This is a genomic window from Xanthomonas sp. JAI131, assembly GCF_013410075.1.
GTDB classification, from domain to species: Bacteria; Pseudomonadota; Gammaproteobacteria; order Xanthomonadales; family Xanthomonadaceae; genus Xanthomonas_A; species Xanthomonas_A bonasiae.
Window position 1 is genome coordinate 163,127 of sequence record NZ_JACCCN010000002.1, and the last position, 16,203, is coordinate 179,329.

At 71.1% G+C, this 16,203-nt stretch carries 18 protein-coding genes; 8 read left to right on the forward strand and 10 right to left on the reverse strand.

Annotation, left to right across the window (positions count from 1 at the left end):
* Positions 1–5 precede the first annotated feature (5 nt).
* Entirely contained in the window at positions 6–953 is a 948-nt protein-coding gene (locus HDC36_RS07510) for a DMT family transporter (RefSeq protein WP_179565953.1), read from the forward strand.
* Between the two features lie 18 nt (positions 954–971).
* Here HDC36_RS07510 and HDC36_RS07515 read toward each other — a convergent pair whose 3' ends face one another.
* The 3 genes from HDC36_RS07515 to HDC36_RS07525 form a co-directional block, all read right to left on the reverse strand.
* On the reverse strand, positions 972–2,039 hold the full coding sequence (locus tag HDC36_RS07515; RefSeq protein WP_179565955.1) for a sensor domain-containing diguanylate cyclase: 1,068 nt from the start codon (positions 2,037–2,039) through the stop codon (positions 972–974).
* A gap of 88 nt (positions 2,040–2,127) precedes the next feature.
* Complete coding sequence (locus HDC36_RS07520) at positions 2,128–2,847, reverse strand: pseudouridine synthase (RefSeq protein WP_179565957.1); 720 nt, start codon at positions 2,845–2,847, stop codon at positions 2,128–2,130.
* A 131-nt stretch (positions 2,848–2,978) separates the two neighbouring features.
* The gene (locus HDC36_RS07525) at positions 2,979–4,985 is read right to left on the reverse strand and encodes a DEAD/DEAH box helicase (RefSeq protein ID WP_179565959.1); all 2,007 of its coding nucleotides are present in this window, start codon (positions 4,983–4,985) and stop codon (positions 2,979–2,981) included.
* Between the two features lie 159 nt (positions 4,986–5,144).
* Between HDC36_RS07525 and HDC36_RS07530 the strand changes: the two genes are divergently transcribed.
* The 4 genes from HDC36_RS07530 (at position 5,145) to HDC36_RS07545 (ending at position 7,074) form a co-directional block, all read left to right on the forward strand.
* Positions 5,145–5,651 (forward strand): sigma-70 family RNA polymerase sigma factor, encoded by a 507-nt coding sequence (locus HDC36_RS07530; RefSeq protein WP_179565960.1) that lies wholly within the window; start codon positions 5,145–5,147, stop codon positions 5,649–5,651.
* Positions 5,652–5,672: 21 nt separating this feature from the next.
* Positions 5,673–6,332 (forward strand): serine/threonine protein kinase, encoded by a 660-nt coding sequence (locus HDC36_RS07535; RefSeq protein WP_179565962.1) that lies wholly within the window; start codon positions 5,673–5,675, stop codon positions 6,330–6,332.
* Positions 6,333–6,455: 123 nt separating this feature from the next.
* The gene (locus HDC36_RS07540) at positions 6,456–6,677 is read left to right on the forward strand and encodes an RNA-binding S4 domain-containing protein (RefSeq protein ID WP_179565964.1); all 222 of its coding nucleotides are present in this window, start codon (positions 6,456–6,458) and stop codon (positions 6,675–6,677) included.
* Positions 6,678–6,735: 58 nt separating this feature from the next.
* On the forward strand, positions 6,736–7,074 hold the full coding sequence (locus HDC36_RS07545; protein WP_179565966.1) for a hypothetical protein: 339 nt from the start codon (positions 6,736–6,738) through the stop codon (positions 7,072–7,074).
* Between the two features lie 366 nt (positions 7,075–7,440).
* Here HDC36_RS07545 and ubiM read toward each other — a convergent pair whose 3' ends face one another.
* The 5 genes from ubiM to HDC36_RS07570 form a co-directional block, all read right to left on the reverse strand.
* On the reverse strand, positions 7,441–8,628 hold the full coding sequence (gene ubiM / locus HDC36_RS07550; RefSeq protein ID WP_179565968.1) for a 5-demethoxyubiquinol-8 5-hydroxylase UbiM: 1,188 nt from the start codon (positions 8,626–8,628) through the stop codon (positions 7,441–7,443).
* 120 nt (positions 8,629–8,748) lie between these two features.
* Positions 8,749–9,144 (reverse strand): MAPEG family protein, encoded by a 396-nt coding sequence (locus HDC36_RS07555; protein ID WP_179565970.1) that lies wholly within the window; start codon positions 9,142–9,144, stop codon positions 8,749–8,751.
* A 43-nt stretch (positions 9,145–9,187) separates the two neighbouring features.
* Positions 9,188–9,742, reverse strand: a complete 555-nt coding sequence (locus HDC36_RS07560; RefSeq protein WP_179565972.1) for a DUF4019 domain-containing protein — start codon at positions 9,740–9,742, stop codon at positions 9,188–9,190.
* A gap of 74 nt (positions 9,743–9,816) precedes the next feature.
* Positions 9,817–10,077, reverse strand: a complete 261-nt coding sequence (locus HDC36_RS07565; protein WP_179565974.1) for a hypothetical protein — start codon at positions 10,075–10,077, stop codon at positions 9,817–9,819.
* Between the two features lie 87 nt (positions 10,078–10,164).
* Positions 10,165–11,247, reverse strand: a complete 1,083-nt coding sequence (locus HDC36_RS07570) for a hypothetical protein (RefSeq protein ID WP_179565976.1) — start codon at positions 11,245–11,247, stop codon at positions 10,165–10,167.
* 190 nt (positions 11,248–11,437) lie between these two features.
* On the opposite strand from HDC36_RS07570, the gene HDC36_RS07575 reads away from it, so the two are divergent.
* The 3 genes from HDC36_RS07575 (at position 11,438) to HDC36_RS07585 (ending at position 15,212) form a co-directional block, all read left to right on the forward strand.
* A complete protein-coding gene (locus HDC36_RS07575) occupies positions 11,438–12,913 on the forward strand; it encodes an AlkA N-terminal domain-containing protein (protein WP_179565978.1) in 1,476 nt (491 codons plus the stop codon).
* Complete coding sequence (locus tag HDC36_RS07580) at positions 12,906–13,430, forward strand: methylated-DNA--[protein]-cysteine S-methyltransferase (protein WP_179565980.1); 525 nt, start codon at positions 12,906–12,908, stop codon at positions 13,428–13,430. The genes HDC36_RS07575 and HDC36_RS07580 overlap by 8 nt, the downstream gene beginning before the upstream one ends.
* A 384-nt stretch (positions 13,431–13,814) precedes the next feature.
* Positions 13,815–15,212 carry a chloride channel protein gene (locus HDC36_RS07585; RefSeq protein ID WP_179565982.1) on the forward strand — a complete coding sequence of 466 codons (1,398 nt, stop codon included), beginning with the start codon at positions 13,815–13,817 and terminating at the stop codon, positions 15,210–15,212.
* Positions 15,213–15,390: 178 nt separating this feature from the next.
* Here the strand turns inward: HDC36_RS07585 and HDC36_RS07590 are convergent, their stop codons facing one another.
* Together HDC36_RS07590 and HDC36_RS07595 are read right to left on the reverse strand one after the other, a co-directional pair.
* Positions 15,391–15,576: a 30S ribosomal protein THX gene (locus HDC36_RS07590; protein WP_003468076.1), complete on the reverse strand. Its 186-nt coding sequence runs from the start codon at positions 15,574–15,576 to the stop codon at positions 15,391–15,393.
* A gap of 110 nt (positions 15,577–15,686) precedes the next feature.
* Complete coding sequence (locus HDC36_RS07595) at positions 15,687–16,100, reverse strand: MerC domain-containing protein (RefSeq protein ID WP_179565984.1); 414 nt, start codon at positions 16,098–16,100, stop codon at positions 15,687–15,689.
* Positions 16,101–16,203 lie beyond the last annotated feature (103 nt).

Genomic DNA, 16,203 nt, shown 5'->3' on the forward strand with positions numbered 1-16,203 from the left:
GCGCCATGCCCCTGCACCCCACCACCAAAGCCCAACTGCAAATCCACTTCTGCGTGCTGCTGTGGGGAATCACCGCGATCCTCGGCAAGCTGATCACCCTGCCGGCGCTGCCGCTGGTGTGGTGGCGGATGCTGATGGTGGTGGCGGCGCTGGCGCTGCTGCCGCGGGTGTGGCGCGGGCTGGCCGCACTGACCCCGAAGCTGGCGCTCGGCTACGCCGTGGTCGGCGCCCTGGTCGGCCTGCACTGGCTGACCTTCTACGGCGCGATCAAATTGGCCAACGCCTCGGTGGCGGCGACCTGCATCGCGCTGGCGCCGGTGTTCACCGCGGTGATCGAACCGTGGGTGGCCAAGCGCCCGTTCCGCCCCAGCGAACTGGTGTTCGGCCTGGCGGTGCTGCCGGGCGTGGCGCTGGTGGTCGGCGGCGTGCCCGACGGGATGCGCGCCGGCGTCGTGGTCGGTGCGGTCTCGGCGCTGTTCGTCGCCGCGTTCGGCTCGCTCAACAAGCGCCTGGTCGACCATGCCGACCCGCTGACCGTGACCGCGCTGGAACTGGGCGCCGGCACCCTGACCCTGACCCTGCTGGCGCCGCTGCTGCCGTTCGTGCTGCCGGCGCTGAGCGGCCCGTTGCTGGTGCTGCCGAGCCTGCACGACACCCTGCTGCTGCTCGCCCTGGCGCTGCTGTGCACGCTGCTGCCGTTCGCCCTGGCGCTGGTCGCGCTGCGCCGCCTCAGCGCCTACGCGGTGCAGCTGGTGACCAACCTGGAGCCGGTCTACGCGATCGTGTTCGCGATCCTGCTGCTGGACGAGCAGAAGGAGCTCACCGCGCTGTTCTACCTCGGCGTGGCGGTGATCCTGGGCGCGGTGTTCCTGCATCCGTTGCTGACCCGCGACAAGCCGCTGCGGCACCCGGAACTGCTGGCGACCTCCGAAGCGAAGAACGCGCTGGACTGAACCCGCCGCCGGCGCGGTTCACTGCGCCAGCGAGACGCAATCGCGGCCGGCGCGCTTGGCCCGGTACAGGGCCTGGTCGGCGCGCTTGAGCAACTGATCGGCGTTTTCGCCCGGCTGCTGGGTGGCCACGCCGAAGCTGGCGGTCAACGGTACGCCGAGCTGCAGCAGAGAGACTTCCTGGCGCAGCGTCTCGCATTCGTGCATGGCCTGGCGCGCGTCCAGCCCCGGCAGCAGGATCGCGAATTCCTCGCCGCCGTAGCGCGCCACCAGGCTGTCCGCCGGCGCCTGCGCGCGCAGCATGTCGGCCAGCGCCAGCAGCACCGCGTCGCCCTTGTCGTGGCCGTGCAGATCGTTGATGTGCTTGAAATAGTCCAGGTCGAGCAAGGCCACGCTGAGCGGCACGGCGCCGAACTGCGCGGTCTCCGCATTGACCATCAACGCGGTGGCGAAGGCGCGGCGGTTGAACAGCCCGGTCAACGGATCGGTGCGCGATTGCTCGAGCAGGTCGGCGTTGAGCGATTCCAGCGAAGCCTGGTACCGGGCCAGCTGCTGCTCATAGCGTTCGCGTTCGCGCAGTTGCAGCGCCAGCGCGTGGCTGGTGCGGCGCAGCTCGATCAATTGCATCACCTGCCGCGACAGCGCCTGCAGCGCCACCACCTGCTCGGGCTCGAGCGTGCGCGGGCGGTGGTCGAGCACGCACAGCGCGCCCACCGCCAGCCCCTCGCGGTTCAACAGCGGCGCGCCCGCATAGAAGCGGACGCCGACCTCGGTGACCAACGGGTTGAACGCGAACCGCGGATCCGCGGCCGCGTCGGCGACCACCAGCACGTCCTGCGGGGCGAGAATGGTGTGGCCGCAGAACGAGTCGTCGCGCGAGGTGCTGAGCAGGGTGACGTTGCGCTGCGACTTCAGCCACTGCCGCTCGTCATCGACCAGCGAGATCAGCGCCGACGGCGTATCGCACAGGCTGGCGGCGATGCCGACCAGGTCGTCGTAGGACGCTTCCGGCTCGGTATCCAGGATCTGCAGCGCATGCAGCGCGCGCAGGCGGTCGGCTTCGTTGTCGGGCTTGCGTGGCTTGATCACGGGAGCGGGCGGCAGGGCAGCGGGATGCGCCGCGGAGTATCGCCAATTTCGGCACAACTGCCAGTGAAAAGCAGCGCCGCGGCCGGCCTCACCAGTCCTGGCGCTGCGGCAGCAGGCCGCGCAGTTCCTGCTCGGTGAGGTTGCGCCACTGGCCCGGCTTCAGCGCGCCGAGCTTGATGTTGTCGATGCGCACCCGGCGCAGCTGGGTGACGCGGTAGTCGAACGCGGCGGCCATCAGCCGTATCTGCCGGTTCAGGCCCTGCTCGAGCACGATGCGGAAGCCGAACTTGGCGATCCGCGCGGTGCGGCACGGCAGCGTGGTCTCGTTGTGCACGCGTACCCCGCGCGCCATGCCGCGCAGGAACTCGTCGCTGACCGGCTTGTTCACCGCCACCAGGTATTCCTTCTGGTGGCGGTTCTCGGCGCGCAGGATCTCGTTGACGATGTCGCCGTTGCTGGTCATCAGGATCAGGCCCTCGGACTCCTTGTCCAGGCGTCCGATCGGGAAGATGCGCTGCTCGTGGCCGACGAAATCGACGATGTTGCCCTTGACCTCGCTCTCGGTGGTGCAGGTCACCCCGACCGGCTTGTTCAGCGCGATGTAGACATGGCGGCGGCCGGATTTCTGCTTGGCGCGCGCGCGCAATGGCTGGCCATCGACCTGCACCTCGTCGCCCTCGCCCACCACCGCGCCGACCCCGCCGGGCCGGCCGTTGACGGTGACGCGGCGCGCGGCGATCAGCCGGTCGGCCTCGCGGCGCGAACAGTAGCCGGTCTCGGCGATGTGCTTGTTGAGGCGGATGGACATTGAGCGGGGATTCGGGAGTCGGGATTCGGGATTGGCAAAAGCGGGCTACCGCCATCGGAAGCGGCACGAAGGATCGAGGGGACCAGGGAGCCGATACGAATCCCGAATCCCCAATCCCCAATCCCGGCCCCTCAGCGCTTCGGCGGCCCCTTGCGCGGCGGGCGTTCGCCGGCGCGGTCGGCGATGCGGGTGGCGGCGCCGGCCGGGCGCGGACCGGCCGCGTTCGGGCGGCCGCCGGGCTTGCCGGCGGCGCGCGCGAACTTCGGCTTGAACGGCGCGCTGGCGCCGGCGTCGTCGCCGTCGAGCTTGCGCATCTGCAGTTGCTGGCCGGAGACCCAGACCTTCTTCAGGTGGGTCAGCAGTTCGCGCGGCATGTCCGCCGGCAGGTCCAGCACCGAATGGTCGTCGTGGATGTCGATGCGGCCGATGTACTTGCTCTCCAGGCCGGCCTCGTTGGCGATCGCGCCGACGATGTTGGCCGGCTTGACCCCGTGCTGGTGGCCGACCTCGATGCGGTAGGTCTCCATGCCCACTTCCGGCTCGCCGCGCGGCGCCTTGGGCGCCTTGTCGCGGCGCGGCGCCTCGAAGCTGCCGACGTCGCGCTGGTAGTCGAAGTCGGGGCCGTGCCCGGCCGGCGCGGGACGCGGCGCACGCGGCGCGCGCTCGCCCTCGTCGCGGCGCGGCGGGCGCGCCTCGCGGTCGAACTTGGGCTCGAACTTGGGACGTTCGCTGCGCTCGCCGCGGTCGGCGCGCTCGCGGCGCTCGGCGCCCGGGCGCTCGAAGCGCTCGCCCTGCGGCGGACGCGCCCGCTCCGGCGCCAGCAGCAGCGGCGTGTCGCCCTGCAGCAGGCGCGCCAGCGCGGCGGCCACTTCGACCATCGGCACGTTCTTCTCGGTCTCGAAGCGCTGCAGCAGATCGCGGTAGGTGTCGATGCCGCCGCTTGCGATGGTCTCGCTGATCTTTTCCATGAAGCGGGTCACGCGCTGGTCGTTGACCGCGTCGACGCTGGGCAGCTGCATCTCTTCGATCGGCTGCCGGGTGGCGCGTTCGATCGCGCGCAGCATGCCCTTCTCGCGCGGGCTGACGAACAGGATCGCCTCGCCGCTGCGGCCTGCGCGGCCGGTGCGGCCGATGCGGTGCACGTAGCTTTCGGTGTCGTACGGGATGTCGTAGTTCAGCACGTGGCTGATCCGCTCCACGTCCAGGCCGCGCGCGGCCACGTCGGTGGCGACCAGGATGTCGAGCTTGCCGTCCTTGAGCTGCTGGATCACCCGCTCGCGCTGCGACTGCTGGATGTCGCCGTTGATCGCCGCGGCGGCCAGGCCGCGCGCCTGCAGCTTCTGCGCCAGTTCGTCGGTGGCGGCCTTGGTGCGCGCGAACACGATCATCGCGTCGAACGGTTCCACTTCCAGGATGCGGGTCAGCGCGTCGAGCTTGTGCAGGCCGCTGACCGCCCAGTAACGCTGGCGGATGTTCGCCGACGTGGTGGTCTTGGAGGCGATGATGACTTCGGCCGGATCGTTCAGATAGGTCTGCGCGATGCGCTTGATCGCGGTCGGCATGGTCGCCGAGAACAGCGCCACCTGGCGCGAGGCCGGCAGCTTCTTCAGCACCGCCTCGACGTCGTCGATGAAGCCCATGCGCAGCATCTCGTCGGCCTCGTCCAGCACCAGCGTCTTCAGCTCCGACAGATCCAGGGTGCCGCGCTCGAGATGGTCGATGACCCGTCCCGGGGTGCCCACCACCACGTGCACGCCGCGCTTGAGCGCCGACAGCTGCTGCACGTAGGGCTGGCCGCCGTACACCGGCAGCACCTGGAAGCCGGGGATCGCGCCGGCGTAGCGATGGAACGCCTCGGCGACCTGGATCGCCAGCTCGCGGGTCGGCGCCAGCACCAGCGCCTGCGGCTTGCGCTGGTTGAAGTCCAGCCGCGACAGAATCGGCAGCGCGAACGCGGCGGTCTTGCCGGTGCCGGTCTGGGCCTGGCCGAGCAGGTCGCGGCCGGTCAGCAGCGCGGGAATGGTGGCGGCCTGGATCGGCGACGGCGACTCGTAGCCGACATCGGCGACGGCCTTCATCACAGCAGGCGAGAGGCCGAGATCTGCGAACAGCAGCGGCGCGGGGGTATCTTGGGACATGGGAGACTCCGGAGGCGCCGCAGAGAACCGGCAGGCGCAAAGAAGCACATTGTGCGCCTTGGCGGGCCGCATGTCGAAACCGGGTGAACGAAGCCGTTCAGGCGTGAGAAACCTCGGCCTGCCGCGAACCACCTTGCAGACCCTTCCGCGACCCGTCCCATGCCCGACGCTCCCACCCCCGCCGCCCCGCCCCCAGCCGACTTCGCCACGCTGTTCCAGGCGCACCGCGGCATCGCCGCGAAAGTGGCCGGCAGCTATTGCCGGGATCCGGACGACCGTGCCGACCTGATCCAGGAGATCGCCGCGCAGGCCTGGCGGGCCTTCCCCCGCTACGACCGGCAGCGGCCGTTCTCCACCTGGCTGTACCGGATCGCGCTGAACGTGGCGATCGGCGACCTGCGCGGGCGCAGCCGCGCGCACCGGCAGACCCTGCCGCTGCAGGACCTGGACATCGCCGACCCGCATGCCGCCGACCCGGAGCGCGAACGCCAGGTGCAGGCCCTGTACCGCTTCATCGCGCAGTTGCCGGCGCTGGAGCGGGCGCTGGCGCTGCTGTACCTGGACGACCGCCCGCAGCGCGAGATCGCCGAGATCCTGGGCATCGGCGAAAGCAACGTCTCCACCAAGATCGGCCGCCTCAAGCAACGCCTCCGCGACGAACTCTGACTCTTCCACAGGACCCGCCCCATGCACCCCGACGAACTGAAACAAGCCTGGCACGCGCTGGATCAGCGCCTGCAACGCCACGACCGCCTGCAAGCGCAGCTGCTGCTGCAGCACAACCTGCAGCGCGTGCAGCGCAGCCTGCGCCCGCTGCTGTGGGGCCAGCTCCTGCAGCTGCCGTTCGGCCTGTGCTGCATCGCCCTGGCCGGCCTGCTGTGGAGCCGCGGCGGTGCGCTGCCGGCGTACCTGATCGCCGCCGGCGTGGTGGTGCATGCCTATGGCGTGGCCACCGTGGCGCTGGCCGGCATCGTCCTGGGCCGGCTGCTGCAGATCGACTACAGCGCACCGGTGCTGGAGATCCAGCGCCGGATCGCGCGCACCCGGCGCTGGTACGTCGGCAGCGGCGTGGTCTGCGGGCTGTCGTGGTGGCTGCTGTGGGTGCCGGTGCTGATGGTGCTGGCCGCGCTCGCCGGCATCGACCTGCTGGCGCGGGCGCAGGCCGTGGTGTGGATCGGGCTCGGCGTCGGGATGGCGGGTCTTGCGGGCAGCGCATGGCTCTATCGCTGTTCGCGCCATCCCGGGCGGCCGCGGCTGCGGCGCATCGTCGACGACAGCCTGGGCGGAGCGAGCCTGCGCAAGGCCAGCGGTCTGCTCGACGAGGTGGAGCGTTTTCGGCACGACTGAGGGCGCAGCCACTGCGTCGCGGTACACGCGCAGATGTCCAGCGCGGCGTGCGCGGCGCGAAGTCCGAGCGTTTCGTCCGCGAATGACCGACAATGGGCGCCGATTTCCGAACAGCGTCCCCCAATGCAGACCATCGATCTCCAATTAGAAAGCGACTACGTCGAACTCAAGCACCTGCTGAAACTGACCGGCGTGTGCGACAGCGGCGGCGCGGCCAAGACCGTGATCAGCGAAGGCCAGGTGCGCGTGGACGGCGAAGTGGAAGTGCGCAAGGCCTGCAAGATCCGCGCGGGCCAGGTGGTGGCGCTGGACGACGTGCAGATCCGGGTGATCGGCAAGGCATGAGCATGGACGGCGCGCCCTGCGCGTCGCGTTTGCGGCCACCGCATACGGCGGCCGCGACATGCTGATCGACATCGGCGCACGCAACATCGCGCCGTCGGCGGACGATCCGCTGCACGACGTGTACGGACTGTCGATCGACCCCGACGCGACGCGGCCGTTCTGCCTGTCGCAGTCCATCCGTGGCGGGCATGCCGAAGGCGGCGGCGCCATCTTCCTGGGCCTGGACGAACTGGACGGCTGGGCCGGCGACTGGCGCCTGCACCTGCGCCGCGCCGGCTGCGCCTGGGCCATCGCGCCGATCGAGGCCGCGCAACGTTCGGGCGATGTGCAAGGCGCCCTCGCCCAGCTCATCGCCAGCGCTGACGAACGGCGTCTCGGCGGCACCCCGCAGCGCTAGGTGCTTTGCTGCATCGGTCCCAGGCAACGATATTTTTTGTGGGAGCGACTTCAGTCGCGACGGGCGTTACCGGTAGAGCTCGTCGCGACTGAAGTCGCTCCCACAATTACTTCGCCAGACGAATAGGACAGCCGGCATCCGCGTGCCGATCAATCCGCCATGCCACCACCGCTTTTTGTAGGAGCGGCTTCAGCCGCGACCGGAACTTTCCTGGTGACGTCCTGTCGCGGCTGAAGCCGCTCCTACAGGGTGCATGTAGGCAGGCGCAAGAAGCGTTGCGCGGTGGCGCTGTCCTGGCGGCTCGGCTGTCGCTGTGGCTCGCCGAGCAACGGATATGCCGCCCAACATCCCACGCGCGTCCGCGCCTCAGCGCGCGCCCACCGCCGCGCGCTGGGTCAGGTGCGCGGCGATCGCGCGCTTGAACGGCGCCACCCGGTCGGCCACGCGCAAGGCCGCGTTGCGCAGCGCGCGCGCCGGCAGGCGGTCGTCGGTGTACAGCGCGGCGATCGCGTTGGTCGCCTCGTACAGCGGGCGCGTGGCCAGGCGGTGGCCGCGTTCGTAGCCGGCCAACAGGGCCGGCGCGGCGATGTCGCGGCCCTGCGCCGCGGCCGCATGCAGCGCGCGCGCCAGCCGCGCCTGGCTCTGCAGGCCGAAATTGAAGCCGTGCGCGGTCACCGGATGCATGCCCACCGCGGCATCGCCGATCAGCGCGTAGCGCTTGCCGACGAAACGTCGCGCGTACACCGCGACCAGCGGATACACCTGCGGCCGCACGATCGGCGTCATCGCGCCGAGCCGGTGCTCGAAGCGGGCGCTGATCTCCGCGCCCAGCGCGACTTCGTCCATGTCCAGCAGCGCCTGCGCGCGATCCGGCGGCAGGGTCAGCACCGCCGAGGCCTGGTTGCCGTGCAGCGGCAGCAGCGCCAGGGTCTGGCCGTAGCCGAACCACTCCCACGCGGTATGGTGGTGCGGGCGCTCGTGACGCACCCGGCATACCAGCATGCTGCGGCCGAAATCGCGCATCTGCGCGCCGATGCCGAGCATGCGCCGGGTCGTCGAGAAACGGCTGTCGGCCGCCACCACCAGGCGCGCGGTCAGCGCCTGGCCATTGGACAGGCGCAGCTGCGCCTGGCTGTCGTCGCTGCGCAGCGCCTGCACCGAGACGCCGTCGAGCAAGGTCAGGCCCGGCTGCGCCTGCACCGCGGCGAACGCGGCGCGGCGGATCAGGTGGTTGGGCACCAGCCAGCCCAGGTCGCCGCGGCGGTCCTGGCTGGCGGCGAAGGTCAGCGCGAATGGCGAGGAGCCGTTCATCACCCGCGCATCGCGCAGCGGCGCGATCGCGTCCGGATCGATCCGCGACCACAGGTCCAGTTGCTCGAGCAAGCTGCGCGAGGCGTGGGTCAGCGCGATCTCGCGGCCATCGAAGGCGGCCTCGGCCAGGGCCGCGCGCGGCTGCGGCTCGATCAGCGCCAGCGACAGGCCGCTACCGGCCAGCGACCGGGCGAAACACAGGCCCGCGGGGCCGGCACCGACAATGGCGATATCCACATGCATCGCTGCGCTTCCTGTCCAAGACGCAGCCAGCATAAACCCGCCGCGGCGCGCGGCATTGATCTGGATCAGCGCTGCGGCAAACGGTCGCAGCGTCGCGCTTCGAACGCGATGCGCGCAGCCTCAGACCAGCGCCCACACCAGTTGCAGGATCGACCACAGCGACACCACCCACACCAGGCTGCGCAGATAGGGCACGCCCGCCGCGTACAACGGCACATAGGCCAGCCGTGCCCAGAAATACAGTTGCGCCGCCAGCGCGGTATGCGCACTGCCCTTGCCCATCGCCACCACCGCCAGCGCCGCGGCGGCGAAGAACGGGAAGGTCTCCAGGAAGTTGCGCAGCGCGCGGTCCAGGCGCCCGGCGACGCCGCCGGGCGGCGGCAGCGTCGCGTCGCGCGCGCCGGCATTCCACTTCAGGCCGCGCTGCGCGGTGACGAACGCGGCGGCCAGCAGCAGTTGCACGATCCCGAGCAGGATCGCCCAGGCCAGCATGCGGATTTCGATACTCATCGACACCTCGGCGGTTGCGAAAAACTAAGGAGCGACGCGCGCGTGCGCGTCAGTTGGGCGGACCGACGTGGTAGCCGACCAGGCGCCAGGTCTTGTCCTCGTCCAGGCGCAGCGAGACCAGCTCGCGCACCGGCTGCGGCGCGTTGGCGAACCGGCTGGGGAAACTGATGTTGACGTAGACCCCCGGCGGCACCTGCGAACCGGCCGCGTACTGCACCCGCGCCACGCTGGCCACGCCGCGGCCGAGCAGCGCGCCGAGCCGTGCGCGGCTGGCATCGACCTGACGTACGAACACATCGCGCGCGACGGCCTTCTTGGCCACCGCGGATGCGCCATCCCACAGCTCGCCGCTGCGTCCGGCATCGACCAGCTGCGCGGCGCGCAGGCCGGCCTGCGCCATCTGCGCGTCCTGCTTGGACAGCGGTCCCGGCGCGGCAGGATCGGCACGCTTGGCTGCGGCGGGTTTCGCGGCGGCAGGCTTGGGCGCCGCTGGCTCGGCCGGCGCGGGCTGCGCGGGAACGCTCTGCGTGGGTGCGGTCTGCGCCGCCGCAGCGAACACGGCAGCGCCCAGCAACGCGGGGAACAGGCGAAGTGACAACGGCATGGGCATCGCTCAGGCAGCGCGGTGACGGCGGGGGCCGCAGTCTACGCCGGCCACGCGCGCCTGCGCAGCGACGCTCATGGCTCCTCGCCCGGCGCGGTCGCGGTCACCGGCACCGCATAGCGCTGCCGGTGCCAGGCATGCCAGCTGACGCCCAGGGCCCAGGCGGTGCCGCCCAGCAGGCCGGCCAGGCTCAGCAGCGAGGCGATGCGCGCCAGGATCTGCGCATGCGCGCCGCTGGCGAAGTGCAGCAGCAGTTCGGCGGCCACAAAGCCACCCAGCACCAGCAATGCCGGCGGCAGATAGAGCCGCACCATCAGCCTGGTTCCGATCGCCATGCGCCTGCTCCCGAAGTGGATGGCGCGGACGCTAGCGCCGCCGCGGTGCCTGGCGCGTGAACGCCGGGCGCAGCGCGCAACCGGCGTTCAGGCCCCGGGCGAGGCCAGCGGCAGCGTGGCCACGTCGATTTCCGACAGCGGGCTCTCCGCCGGGCAGGCCTGGTCGGGGAAGCCGAAGCGCTGCTTCAGCGCCTGGCCGCAGGCGGTCAGCGTTTCCAGGTCCACGCCCTTGGCCTTGCACTCGTGGTCGAAGGCGATCAGGAACGCGTCCTTGCGCCGCACGAAATCGTCGCCGCACTTGCGCAGCTGCTTGATCCGCTCCAGGTCGTCCTGCACCGCGTTGGTCCCGTCCAGCCCGTACTGTTTGAGTTCGTCGCTGCTGAGCAGGCGCAGGCTGCGATTGGGCACGGTCATCATCAGGTCGGCCACCGCCACCGCCACGCCGTTGCGCTCCAGGTAGTCCTTGACGTTGCCGTAGACCTCCTGCAGTTCGCGATTGAGCTCGGCGCGCGAGGTCGCGGTGGAACTGATCCGCATCATGCGGTGGATGCCGACCTTGCCGGAGATCAGTCGGTTGTCGCCGGCGGCGAGCACGAACACGCAGGCGCTGTGGCAGATCGAGCCTTCGCGCACCCAGATGGTCCAGCCGGACTCGCCGATCGCATCGCCGGCGCGGATCGCGGCCTCGACCTGGCCGCCGCTGGAATCCAGGTCCAGCACGCGCTTGCCGATGCCGGCGTGCGCGGCGACCTCGGCCAGGCGCCGCACCATCTCGGCGAAGCCGGCGTTGATCTTGCCTTCGTAGCGCACCCGCAGCAGGCCGCGCTCGCGGCAGGGCGCCAGCGCCGCCTCGATCGTCGGCCGGTCCAGCCCGGCCAGCGCCTCGCCGTCGCCGGCCTCGGCCGCATAGTCGGTGTCGCAACTGACGAAGGCCTCGCCGTTCTCCAGCGCCGCCTGGTCCCAGACGTCGGGATCGGGCTTGGGCGTGGCCGCAGGCCGCGGCGCGGGCGCCGGCGGCGGCGTGCCGACCGACACCATGTGCTCGCCGTCGCCGGGCGGGCTGTCGGCCACGGTCCTGCCGGCGGATGGCGCGCCCTGCTGGCACGACAACAGGCCGACGCAGCACAACGACAGCCACCAGGTTTTTGACGGAAGAGGCAAGCAGGACATCCGCGAAGGAAGGGACGGCGCTTTCGAAGGTGCGCGTCGCTAGTCTAGTGCCGATACGCATTCGGTTCCCAACTGCGCCTAAACCGCAGGCATCCCGCCACGGGAACATCCGCATGGACCACGCCGGGGCCGATGCATCCATGTCCGAAAACGGCGAGTCCGGCGCGCCGGCGCGGACTAGACTGGCCGCATGCCGCACACCACGCTCGACGATCACGACCTCTACGACCGCGCCCGCCAGTCCCGCGATGCGCGCTTCGACGGGGTGTTCTTCACCGCCGTGCGCAGCACCGGCATCTACTGCCGGCCGGTGTGCCCGGCACCGCCGCCCAAGCGCAGCAACGTGCGCTACTACCCCAGCGCCGCCGCCGCGGCCGCCGCCGGCTACCGTCCGTGCCTGCGCTGCCGGCCGGAGCTGTCGCCGGAAGCGCAACAGCACCTGGGCGAGGAATCGGTGCAGCGTGCGCTGGCGCTGATCGCCGAGGGCGCGCTGCAGGACGCCAGCGTCGAACGGCTCGCCGCCGACGTCGGGCTCAGCGCGCGCCAGTTGCAGCGCGTGTTCGTCGCCCAGCTCGGCGCCACCCCGGCCGCGGTGCATGCGACGCGGCGCCTGCTGCTGGCCAAGCAATTGCTGACCGAGACCGCGCTGCCGATCACCCAGGTGGCGCTGGCAGCCGGTTTCAACAGCCTGAGGCGCTTCAACACCGCGTTCCTGGAGGGCTGCGGCATGCCGCCGTCGGCGATCCGCAAACAGCGCGCCGAGGTGCCCGGCGGCGACCTGCTGCTGCGCCTGGGCTACCGCCCGCCGCTGGATTTCGCGGCCATGCTGGCGTTCCTGCGCAAGCGCGCGATCCCCGGCATCGAGCGCATCGGCGAGGCCAGCTACGAGCGCGTGCTGGGCCCGCTCGACGCCTCCACCAGGATCCGCGTCGAGGCCGATCCGCAGCGCCACGAATTGCGCCTGCAGATCGCCGCGGCCGATCCGCGCGCGATTCCCGACATCGTGCGGCGGGTGCGCCGCATCTTCGATCTGGATGCCGACCTGCGCGCCGTGCACGCCACGCTCGGCACCGAACCGCTGCTGGCGCGCGCGATCGCGCGGCGCCCGGGACTGCGCGTGCCCGGCGGCTGGGACGGCTTCGAAGTGGCGGTGCGCGCGGTGCTCGGCCAGCAGGTCAGCGTGGCCGGCGCGGCGACCCTGGCCGCGCGTCTGGTCGAGCGCCACGGCGCGCAGCGGCCCGGCCAGCCGTCCGGCCTGGACCGCGCATTCCCGGCGCCGCAGGACCTGCTGGACGCGCCGCTGGAGGCGATCGGCCTGCCGCGCTCGCGCGCCGCCACGATCCGCGCGCTGGCCGCGGCGGTGGTGGACGGACGCCTGCCGTTCCGCGCCGGCCAGCGCCTGTCCGACTTCGTCGAACGCGCCACCGCCCTGCCCGGCATCGGCGCCTGGACCGCGCACTACATCGCGCTGCGTGCGCTCGGCCAGCCCGATGCGTTCCCGGCCGGCGACCTGGTCCTGCAACGCATGCTCGGCGCCGACGGCGCGCGCCTGAGCGAACGCGCCACCGACGCCCGCGCGCAGGCCTGGCGGCCATGGCGCGCCTATGCCGTGCTGCACCTGTGGCATCTGGCCGGCGATCCACCCGAGGAGACTCCCGATGATTGAGCAACGCCTGTACTACGACGCCTTCGCCACCCCGATCGGCGAACTGACCGTGGCCGTCGGCGACGACGGCGTGCGCCACATCCTGTTCCCGGAGAACCGCTACGACGCGCGCGGCCGTGCCGACTGGATCCGCGACGCGGCGCCGGTGCGCGCAGCGCGCGAGCAGTTGCTGGCGTACTTCGCCGGCGAACGCAGCCGCTTCGACCTGCCGCTGGCGCCGCGCGGCACCGCCTTCCAGTGCCGCGTGTGGCAGGCGCTGGCGCAGATTCCGTTCGGCGCGACCTGGAGCTACGCGCAGCTGGCGCGGCATATCGAGCAGCCACGGGCGGTGCGCGCGGTCGGCGCCGCCAACGGCCGGAATCCGCTGCCGATCGTGCTGCCCTGCCACCGGGTGATCGGCGCCAACGGCACCCTGACCGGCTTCGGCGGCGGCCTGCCGACCAAGGCCGCGCTGCTGGCGTTGGAGCGGCGTGGCGCCGTCGAGGCGGACGGCGCGCCGGCGTCGTTGTTCGACTGAACCGCGGCGCGGCTGTCCCCCGAAAACAACTGAGCGCACCGCGGTGCAGGACGATCGCTCCCTTCTCCCTGCGGGAGAAGGTGCCCCGAAGGCGCGGATGAGGGTACGGGCGAAGCCTGGAAATTCTGGCGTATCGGATCGCCCGTGCCGCCGGACCCTCACCCCAACCCCTCTCCCGATGGGAGAGGGGCTGCTGCATCCACAGCACTTCGCAACCCTTGGCGAGTCACTCCCACGCCACGTTGCCGACGGCACAGACCGCGTCGCCTCCACCCGCGTTCGACGGAATAACGTGCCCAAGCGCGCAACGCCACACTGCGCCGGGCATGAATGTGTGGACGAGGCGACAGGCCCACGCGATGGCGCGCATGCGACAATCCGCGCATGCAGTCGCCCGATCCCGTGCCGCCGCCGCGCATGCGCCATCGCCTGCGCCCTTTGCTTTCGCACGAGAGCTGGAAACAGCGCGCGGTGCTGTGGGGCGGCGCGGTCGCGGTGGCGCTGGTCGCGATCGTGTTCGCCAAGGCCAGCGACGCGGCCTTCCACCTGTTCCAGCGCATCATCGCGCACTCGCCGTGGTGGGCGCTGCTGCTCACGCCGAGCGTGTTCGCGCTGCTCGCCTGGCTGACCAACGGCGTGTTGCGCCCCACCCGCGGCAGCGGCATCCCGCAGGTGATCGCCGCGCTGGAACGGCCCGACGACGCCTTCCGGCAGACCAACCTGTCGCTGCGCGTGTCCGCCGGCAAGCTGCTGCTGACCACACTGGCCTTGCTGGGCGGCGCCTCGGTCGGGCGCGAAGGCCCGACCGTGCACGTCGGCGCCAGCCTGATGTACGTGCTCGGGCGCTGGTTCGGCTTCCGCGATCCGCGCCAGGCCTCGCATTTCCTGCTCGCCGGCGGCGCCGCCGGCATCGCCGCGGCATTCAACACGCCGCTGGCCGGGGTGGTGTTCGCGATCGAGGAACTGAGCGGCCGCTTCGAACACCGTTTCTCCGGCACCTTGCTGACCGCGGTGATCGTCGGCGGCGTGATCTCGCTGGGCCTGCTCGGCAACTACACCTACTTCGGCAAAGTGTCCGCGGCGCTGCCGCTGGGCCGGGCGTGGCTGGCGATCGTGCTGTGCGGGGCGGTCGCCGGCCTGCTCGGCGGCGCGTTCAGCCGCATGGTGCTGGCCACCGTCGCCGGCAAGCCGCGCTGGCTGGGCGCGCTGCGCGCCCGCCATCCGGTCCTGCTGGCCGCGGCCTGCGGCCTTGCCCTGGTCGCGCTGGGCCTGATCTTCGGCAACGGCGCGTTCGGCACCGGCTACGAGCAGGCGCGCAGCCTGGTGCAGGGCCACGCCAGCGTCGGCCACGAGTTCGGGCTGATGAAGCTGCTCGCGAACCTGGTGTCGTACGTGGCCGGCATTCCCGGCGGCCTGTTCTCGCCGGCGCTGGCGGTCGGTGCCGGCGTCGGCCACAACCTGGCGGTGCTGATGCCGGACGTGGATCCGCGCACTTTCGTGCTGCTCGGCATGTGCGCTTATCTGACCGGCGTCACCCAGGCGCCATTGACCTCGGCGGTGATCTCGCTGGAACTGACCGACAGCAGCGACATGCTGCTGCCGATCCTGGCCACGGTGCTGATCGCGCGCGGCGCCTCGGCGCTGGTGTGCCGCACGCCGATCTATCGCGGCCTGGCCGAACAGTTGCTGACGGTGCCTCCCGTCGCCGAACCAGAACCCGAGCCGACGCCGCTGACCACCGACCTGGCCGGCGACAGCGGCGAGGACGATCCGCCGCGCTGAGCGCCGACTCCGCGAGTCGCTTCGCGCCGGACCCTCCCCCCAACCCCTCTCTCCCACGGGGACTTCCTTCGGTCGCCGGGGGGAGAGGGGCTTAAGCTGCACCCTGCCGCGTTTTTTTTCGAGGCAAAAAAAAACGCGGCGCAAGCGCCGCGTTCTTCCGTACTGCTGGAGCCGAGGCTCAGCCGGCCTTGGCGACCGTCTTCTTGGCCACGGCCTTCTTCGCCGCCGGGGCCTTGACCACCGACTTCTTGGCGACCGGCGACGCGGCGCCCACGGCCACCTTGCTCACGCTGTGCGAGCGCGAATTGCCATAGCTGGCGTTGTAGCGCTTGCCCTTGGCGGTCTTGCGGTCACCCTTACCCATGCTCATCGACTCCTGAATGTGTGTGCGAAAATCCCCGCGCGGTGCACGGGTTTGGCGAGGCCAACGCGGTCAGCGCCCTCGCGCAAGGGCGGCAAGCCTATCACGTGCGCTCAGTGGGCGCAGCTGGCGTCGTGCACGTGGCCGTGGTTCAGCCGCAGGTTGAGCAGGTGCGCGAGCCCGACCAGGGTGCCGCCGAAGGTCATGATCGCCGCGTGCGGCGCCACCGCATGGTGCAGTGCCGGCACCAGCATGCCGGCCCACAGCGACAGCAGACCCAGCAGCAGCAGGCCCAGCGCCTGCCGGGCGCGATGCCGGCGGTAGCCGAGCACCAGGCTGAACAGGCCCAGGCAGGTCACGAACAGCACCAGCGTGCGTTCCACGCCATCGCCCAGCCACACCGAAAGGCCCAGCGAGGGCAATACGGCCAATGCCAGCGGCAGCAGCGCGCAATGCACCGCGCACAGCAGCGAACCGGTGGCGCCGAGGCGGTCGAGCAGTGCGCGCAGATCGGAGGTGGGCGACATGACTTCCAGCACAGTGGTGATTGCGTTATAGAATAATATAACATTACCCGGCCGGCGACCAGGGGGTCGCCACGCCCCCCATGCCATGCCTGCCGCCGCCTCC